This is a genomic window from Marinobacter segnicrescens, from assembly GCF_900111555.1.
GTDB classification, from domain to species: Bacteria; Pseudomonadota; Gammaproteobacteria; order Pseudomonadales; family Oleiphilaceae; genus Marinobacter; species Marinobacter segnicrescens.
The window spans coordinates 120,285-126,788 of the sequence record NZ_FOHZ01000011.1 but is presented as its reverse complement, the minus strand read 5'-3'; the positions used below and the strand labels follow the sequence as shown (position 1 = coordinate 126,788).

At 59.8% G+C, this 6,504-nt stretch carries 6 protein-coding genes; 3 read left to right on the top strand and 3 right to left on the bottom strand.

All coding sequences use genetic code 11. The annotated features are described in order from the left end of the window. Positions 1 to 128 precede the first annotated feature (128 nt). On the bottom strand, positions 129 to 1,358 hold the full coding sequence (gene serA, locus BM036_RS12310) for a phosphoglycerate dehydrogenase (protein ID WP_091852540.1): 1,230 nt from the start codon (positions 1,356 to 1,358) through the stop codon (positions 129 to 131). A 270-nt stretch (positions 1,359 to 1,628) separates the two neighbouring features. Between serA and BM036_RS12305 the strand changes: the two genes are divergently transcribed. From BM036_RS12305 to BM036_RS12295, 3 genes are all read left to right on the top strand, one after another. Then, positions 1,629 to 3,029 (top strand): FAD-binding oxidoreductase, encoded by a 1,401-nt coding sequence (locus BM036_RS12305; protein ID WP_091852537.1) that lies wholly within the window; start codon positions 1,629 to 1,631, stop codon positions 3,027 to 3,029. A 1-nt stretch (position 3,030) separates the two neighbouring features. Continuing rightward, the gene (locus BM036_RS12300) at positions 3,031 to 3,714 is read left to right on the top strand and encodes an SIR2 family NAD-dependent protein deacylase (protein WP_091852534.1); all 684 of its coding nucleotides are present in this window, start codon (positions 3,031 to 3,033) and stop codon (positions 3,712 to 3,714) included. Between the two features lie 191 nt (positions 3,715 to 3,905). Further along, positions 3,906 to 4,439, top strand: coding sequence for a hypothetical protein (locus BM036_RS12295; RefSeq protein ID WP_091852531.1), 534 nt, complete (start codon positions 3,906 to 3,908; stop codon positions 4,437 to 4,439). A 55-nt stretch (positions 4,440 to 4,494) separates the two neighbouring features. Here the strand turns inward: BM036_RS12295 and BM036_RS12290 are convergent, their stop codons facing one another. Together BM036_RS12290 and BM036_RS12285 are read right to left on the bottom strand one after the other, a co-directional pair. After that, positions 4,495 to 5,799, bottom strand: a complete 1,305-nt coding sequence (locus BM036_RS12290) for an ABC1 kinase family protein (protein WP_091852528.1) — start codon at positions 5,797 to 5,799, stop codon at positions 4,495 to 4,497. 34 nt (positions 5,800 to 5,833) lie between these two features. Then, positions 5,834 to 6,496 carry a fumarylacetoacetate hydrolase family protein gene (locus BM036_RS12285; protein WP_091852525.1) on the bottom strand — a complete coding sequence of 221 codons (663 nt, stop codon included), beginning with the start codon at positions 6,494 to 6,496 and terminating at the stop codon, positions 5,834 to 5,836. Between the last annotated feature and the right edge of the window lie 8 nt (positions 6,497 to 6,504).

Below are 6,504 nucleotides of genomic sequence, written 5' to 3'. Positions count from 1 at the left end.
TCGGGGAGTGCCTTCCAGATGTCTCATAAAAAATAACCGCGAGCCATGTCGCGGTTATTTTGCCAGCTTGGGAGGCTGTTTTCACACAGCCTCCACAGGGCACCCCTTTTTGATTGCATGGCGCCTGCTCAGAAGAGTACGCGACAGCGAATCGTGCCCTTAACCTTGCGCAGCTTTTCCAACGCCAGCTCGCCGTAGGCCTTGTCCACGTCGATCACCACATAGCCAATCTCTTCTTTGGTCTGCAGGTACTGGCCACAAATGTTGATGCCGTTCTCGGAGAACACCTGGTTGATCTCGGACATGACCCCTGGCACGTTCTCGTGGATATGCAGCAGGCGGTGCTGATTCGGGTGCGACGGTAGGGCCACTTCCGGGAAGTTGACGGAAGAGACCGAGGTGCCGTTGTCGCTGTACATGGCCAGCTTTTCCGCTACTTCCTTGCCGATGTTTTCCTGGGCCTCGATGGTGGAACCACCAATGTGAGGGGTCAGGATAACGTTGTCGAATTCCCGCAGGGGTGAAACGAATTCCTCGTCGTTGGACTTGGGCTCAACCGGGAACACGTCGATGGCCGCGCCCAACAACTTGCCGCTGCGAACCGCTTCCGCCAGGGCCTCGATGTCCACGACGGTGCCGCGGGAAGCGTTCATCAGGATGCTGCCCGGCTTCATCTGGGCGAACTGCTCCGGACCAAACATGTAACGGGTGGACGGCGTCTCGGGTACATGCAGGCTGACCACGTCAGCCAGGTTCAGCAGCTCCTTGAGAGAGCCTACCTGTTTGGCGTTGCCGATGGGCAGTTTGGACACCACGTCATAGAAATAGACGTCCATGCCCAGGCCCTCTGCCAGCACCGAGAACTGGGTACCGATGTTGCCATAACCAATGATGCCCAGCTTCTTGCCGCGAATCTCGTAGCTATTCTTCGCGGTTTTCTGCCAGCCACCCCGGTGTGCCTCGGCGTTCTTTTCGGGGATGCCGCGCAGCAACAGGATGGCCTGGGCCAGCACCAGTTCCGCCACGCTGCGGGTGTTGGAGAAAGGCGCATTAAATACGGCTACGCCGCGACGGGTCGCCGCCTGCAGGTCGACCTGGTTGGTACCAATACAGAAACAGCCCACCGCAACCAGCTTTTTCGCGGCTTCGAATACATTCTCCGTGAGCTGTGTGCGGGAGCGGATGCCGATAAAGTGCGCGTCGGCGATCTTCTCGATCAGCTCTTCTTCCCCGAGGGAGTGGGTCAGGTATTCGATATTGGTGTAGCCCGCGGCGTTCAGGGTGTCCAGTGCAGACTGGTGAACACCTTCGAGCAACAGGATGCGGATCTTGCTCTTCTCAAGAGACGTTTCTGACATGGGTAAGCTTCCAGACCTTCTATTGCGTGGTATGAAGCGCCGGATTTCCGGGCTCCCTGGACCAGAAAATACCTGTGTCCGCGGTTGTGCAGGTACCACTGCACAGCCCCGGTGCCGGGCCTTCCGTTGCCGGTACGGGCTCGGGCTCACAGAACAGGGGCGGTATGATACCATAACCGCAGATTTTCACAGCCGGCCCGTTCACCTGAGTCAACTGGCATTCCGGTGTTCCGGCCTCCTGTCTGGCCCGTTTGAGAGATCCTGTAAACCATGAATCCGGAACAGATTATCGCTGCCCTGAAAAAACTGGTGGACGACGGCAAGGTGCTGACCGATCCCGCCGACCTGGACGCCTACGGCAAGGACTGGACGAAACAGTACGCGCCCCGGCCACTGGCGATCCTGCTGCCAAAAACCACCGAACAGGTGCAGGCCATTGTGAAGTTCGCCAACGAGAACCAGGTTGCCCTGGTGCCCTCCGGTGGCCGCACCGGCCTCAGTGCCGGCGCCGTCGCAGCCAATGGCGAGGTGGTTGTCGCCTTCGATAACATGAACCAGATCCTCGACTTCAACGCCAGTGACCGCACCGTGCGTTGCCAGGCCGGCGTGGTCACCGAACAGCTGCAATCCTTCGCCGAGGATAACGGCCTCTTCTATCCGGTGGACTTTGCCTCCGCCGGCTCCAGCCAGCTGGGGGGCAACCTGTCCACCAATGCCGGCGGAATCAAGGTGATCCGTTATGGCATGAGCCGTGACTGGGTGGCTGGCCTGAAAGTCGTCACCGGCAAGGGCGATATCCTCGAGCTGAACCTCGACCTGGAAAAGAACAACACCGGTTATGATCTGCGTCACCTGTTTATCGGTGCCGAGGGTACACTCGGGTTTATCACCGAAGCGACCATGAAGCTTACCCGTCAGCCCACCAACCTGACCGTGATGGTTCTGGGCCTGGCCGACCTGACCAACACCATGGATGTGCTGCAAACCTTCCTCAAGAACATCGATCTGACCGCCTACGAGTTCTTCTCCCACCAGGCCATGCAGCACGTACTGGCCCACGGCCAGGTACAGGCGCCGTTTGCCGCCGAAGCGCCTTACTACGCGCTGCTGGAATTCGAGGCGGTGTCTGACCAGGTGATGGAAGATGCCATGGCCCTGTTCGAGCAGTGCGTGGAGAACGGCTGGGTGCTCGATGGCGTGATCAGTCAGAGCGAAACCCAGGCCAACAACCTGTGGCAACTGCGGGAGCGGATCTCGGAGTCCATCGCGCCGCGCACCCCTTACAAGAATGATATTTCGGTGGTGGTTTCGAGGGTGCCGGAATTCCTCACCGAGATCGATCAGGTGGTCACCGAGCACTATCCCGACTTCGAGATTATCTGGTTCGGCCATATCGGCGATGGCAACCTGCACCTGAATATCCTCAAGCCGGAGGACATGGCGAAGGAAGAGTTCTTCGACAAGTGCCAGCAGGTGAACAAGTGGGTGTTCGATATTGTACAGCGTCACCGGGGCAGCGTATCTGCCGAGCATGGGGTGGGGCTGGTGAAGAAAGACTATTTGCAGTACACCCGCAGCCCGGTGGAAATCGAGTATCTGCGCGGTATCAAGCGGGTTTTCGATCCCAATGGCATTATGAATCCCGGGAAGATATTCGATATCGGGGGTTGATTTGAAAGATCATGTGGTTGTTCTGACCGGCGCCGGAATCAGCGCTGAAAGCGGCCTTTCCACCTTCCGGGATGCCGGCGGCCTGTGGGAGCGTCATCGCATTGAAGACGTGGCCACGCCGGAAGCCTTTGCCCGCAACCCGGAACTGGTGCTCGATTTCTATAATCAGCGCCGGCGGCAGCTGGCGGACGTGGAACCCAATGCGGCCCACCGGGCCCTGGCCGAGCTGGAGCAGACCCACCGGGTGACAGTGATTACCCAGAACGTTGATGACCTCCATGAACGGGCGGGGTCGACCAATGTGGTTCACCTTCACGGCGAACTCACCAAGGTTCGCAGTTCTGAGAATCCCGAGCTGGTCTACGAGCGGGGCTACGACGAAATCCACCTTGGCGACACCTGCGAACAGGGCACGCAACTGCGGCCCCATGTGGTGTGGTTTGGTGAGGCCGTTCCCATGATCGAGAAGGCCGCAGAAATCGTACCGCTGGCCGATCATTTGCTGATTGTCGGAACCTCACTCCTGGTCTATCCGGCGGCCGGGCTGGTGGAACTGGTAGACTTTGACGTACCGGTCACGGTGATCGACCCCGGTGAGGTGCCGGCCATGACCCGGGCGCAGGTATTTCGTGAACCCGCCAGTGTCGGTGTACCCCGCTGGGTACAGGCACTATTGGCGCGTTAACCCGCCGGATTTGATGGTTTTTTAGTCAGGCCTGCGGGTGCCTGCGCGCCTGCAGGTATGCTGGTCTTCATGGCCGGACTATTAAACATTGTTAGCGCCGCTCCTTGACCCCCCTTTCCTTCGCTAGACTGGCAGGCAGCTACCGTCATGCTGACGGTTGATTCAGCCATGGATCCTTATAGGGGGCTGTCATGAAAACCACCATGCACGTGTCCGGTGAGGTCGTTGATCACAAGCTCGCGGCTGAGTGTGGCACCGAGACCGAGGCCGAAAAGGTTGCTGAAGACCTGTGTCGGTCGACCAGTCTCAGCCGGGACCAGATCCGCATCATACGTCCCGACGACGCCCATCAGGGAAGCGGTCTCGAGCCCGAAGACCGGGGTATCTGGCGCACTGCTGTTCGTGCACACCTGTGGTTCGGGCTGGCTGGCATGGCCGGCGGACTGGTGTTGTTCCTGGTGCTGGCGGCGTCCGGTATTCCCTTCATTGCCCAGAATGCGATGTGGGCCAGTACGTTGTTTGTGGCCTTTGGTGGCGTGGCGGGACTGTTGCTCGGGGGGCTTTTTACTCTGCGCCCGGATCACACGATTTACGTCTCCCGGGCGAGGTCAGCCCTTCGCAAGGGGCGCTTCGTGGTATCCGTCCATGCCCGCGGACGGGAGCAGTTGACCGAGGCGAAGCGCTACCTGGATGCACGACACATCCACACGGTGCAAAGTTTCTAGCCTCCTGTCTGAACCGGCGTATTGATGGCTATTCCGGTTCACCGGAAGGGCTCATTCAGTGATCTTTGAGGTAGCTGTCCAGGTGCTTGCGAAAGGCTGCCTGCACGCCCAATTGCCGCAGTATCCAGTAGTGCCCTGCCACCATGCGATCAATAAACATGCTGTCCACGGCGGGCTGCAATCGGTCCAGGTAGCGGAACACGGTATGGGTGTGGGCAGCGATTTGCCGGTGCAGGTCTGACCGACCAAAATCGTAGGGCTCGTCTCCCGCGAAGGGTTCAATCAACAGGTTGCGCCACATGGCATAATAGTCCGGGCTGATGGCCGGTTTCTCGGCTACCCTTGCGCCCAGGTTCACCAGGTGCTGATCCAGGGCCTCATAATCCTCCTCAAGTGCGGCAATCAGTGCCTGTCGATAATGGGCGACCACCGCCGGTTTGAGGGATTTTACACAGCCGAAATCGTAGAGAATCAGGGTGCCATCCGGCCGGAAAGCAAAGTTGCCGGCGTGCGGGTCACCATGAATGCACTGGAAGTCGAACAGCTCATCCGCCATGGTGATGAAAAGCCGCTCGCCCAGCAGGTTGATTGTCTTCTGGTCATACCGGTCTGGCGCTACCTGGCTGACATGGTCGCCCTCGGCAAGTTCCATGGTGAGAATGTGCCGGGTGGAGTGGCTATCGATCACCCGGGGAATGAGCACCCAGGGGTGACGCTCATGATAGGCCCGGAACCGGCGGATGTTGGCGGCTTCATTCTCGTAATCCAGTTCCTCCTTGAGCCGGATCCGTATTTCCTCAAACAGTCGGTCAGCGCTCTCTTTTGGCATTCGTAGTAGTCCGCCCAGGCGCAACGCCATGCGCAACTGTTTCAGGTCGGAATCACAGGATTCATCCACCCCGGGGTATTGCACCTTGACGATGACTTCGGTGCCATCCTTCAGACGCGCCTTGTGGACCTGGCCAATGGATGCCGCTGCGTAGGGCTCTGCCTGCAGGTCACCAAAGAGTTCGGCCACCGGCGCACCCAGTTCTGCCTCGATCTGCTGGCGGATGATATCGAAGGGCATGGGTGGGGCTTCTTTCTGCAGGCGCTGCAGCGCTTCGGAAAATTCCCGCGGCAGGAAGTCCTGGGTCTGGGAGGCCACCTGGCCCACCTTCATCACGGCACCCTTGAGTTCACCCAGGGTGTCCACGATCTCATCGGCCATACGGGCATACTGGAGGGAGCGCTCCTCATCGGATTCGCGACCAAGGAACTGCCGGGCACGGGAACCGGCAAACTGGCCGGCCACCGAGGCGGTCATGCCGGCCAGTTTGAAAAAGCGTCCGCGACGGGATGTGACGGGTTTCTTGGCCATGCCTGAGGTCGAATACCTGCGAAGTGTAGGCCGATTACTCTACGCTGGTTTGAACCTGAAACCTACCGTCCAGTTCCAGCGTCAGTTGCTGGCCGCTTTGCAGGGTGCCTACACCGGCTGGGGTGCCGGTGAGCACCACGTCCCCCGGTTGCAGGGTAAAGGTTTCGGAGATATGGGCGAGTAACGCCAGTACCGGGGTGATCATATCGCCGGTATGGCCCGCCTGGCGCTGTTCACCGTCAACGGTGAGGGAGAATCGCAGGTTCTCCAGGTCGTCATCGCTGCGCAGGGGCACGAAGCCGGACAGGGGGCAGGCGCCGTCAAACGCCTTGGCCCGCTCCCAGGGGTGGCCCTTTGCCTTGAGCTCGGACTGGAGGTCCCTCAGGGTAAGGTCCAGGGCCAGGCCAATCCCGGCGATGGCGCCCCGGGCCTGCTGCTGGCTTGCCCCGGTGAGAGTCTGGCCCACCAGAATCGCCAGCTCGGTTTCAAAGTGCACGTCGCTCCGGCCATGAGGCAAACGGATCGGGTCGGTCAGTGGTGCAAGGGCACTGGCTGGTTTGAGGAATAGCAGGGGTTGTTCCGGCACCGGGTTATTGAGCTCGGCCGCGTGGGCCGCATAGTTCCGCCCGACGCAGACGATTTTACCCGGTGGCCACTCGACCTTGCTGCCATCCTGCCATTGATGCTGGTAAGCCATGACGCCCT

Excerpts from the sequence above, each read along its gene's own strand:
- serA (WP_091852540.1), bottom strand. The coding sequence starts at position 1,358 with ATGTCAGAAACGTCTCTTGAGAAGAGCAAGATCCGCATCCTGTTGCTC.
- BM036_RS12285 (WP_091852525.1), bottom strand. The coding sequence starts at position 6,496 with ATGGCTTACCAGCATCAATGGCAGGATGGCAGCAAGGTCGAGTGGCCA.
- BM036_RS12295 (WP_091852531.1), top strand. The coding sequence starts at position 3,906 with ATGAAAACCACCATGCACGTGTCCGGTGAGGTCGTTGATCACAAGCTC.
- BM036_RS12290 (WP_091852528.1), bottom strand. The coding sequence starts at position 5,799 with ATGGCCAAGAAACCCGTCACATCCCGTCGCGGACGCTTTTTCAAACTG.
- BM036_RS12305 (WP_091852537.1), top strand. The coding sequence starts at position 1,629 with ATGAATCCGGAACAGATTATCGCTGCCCTGAAAAAACTGGTGGACGAC.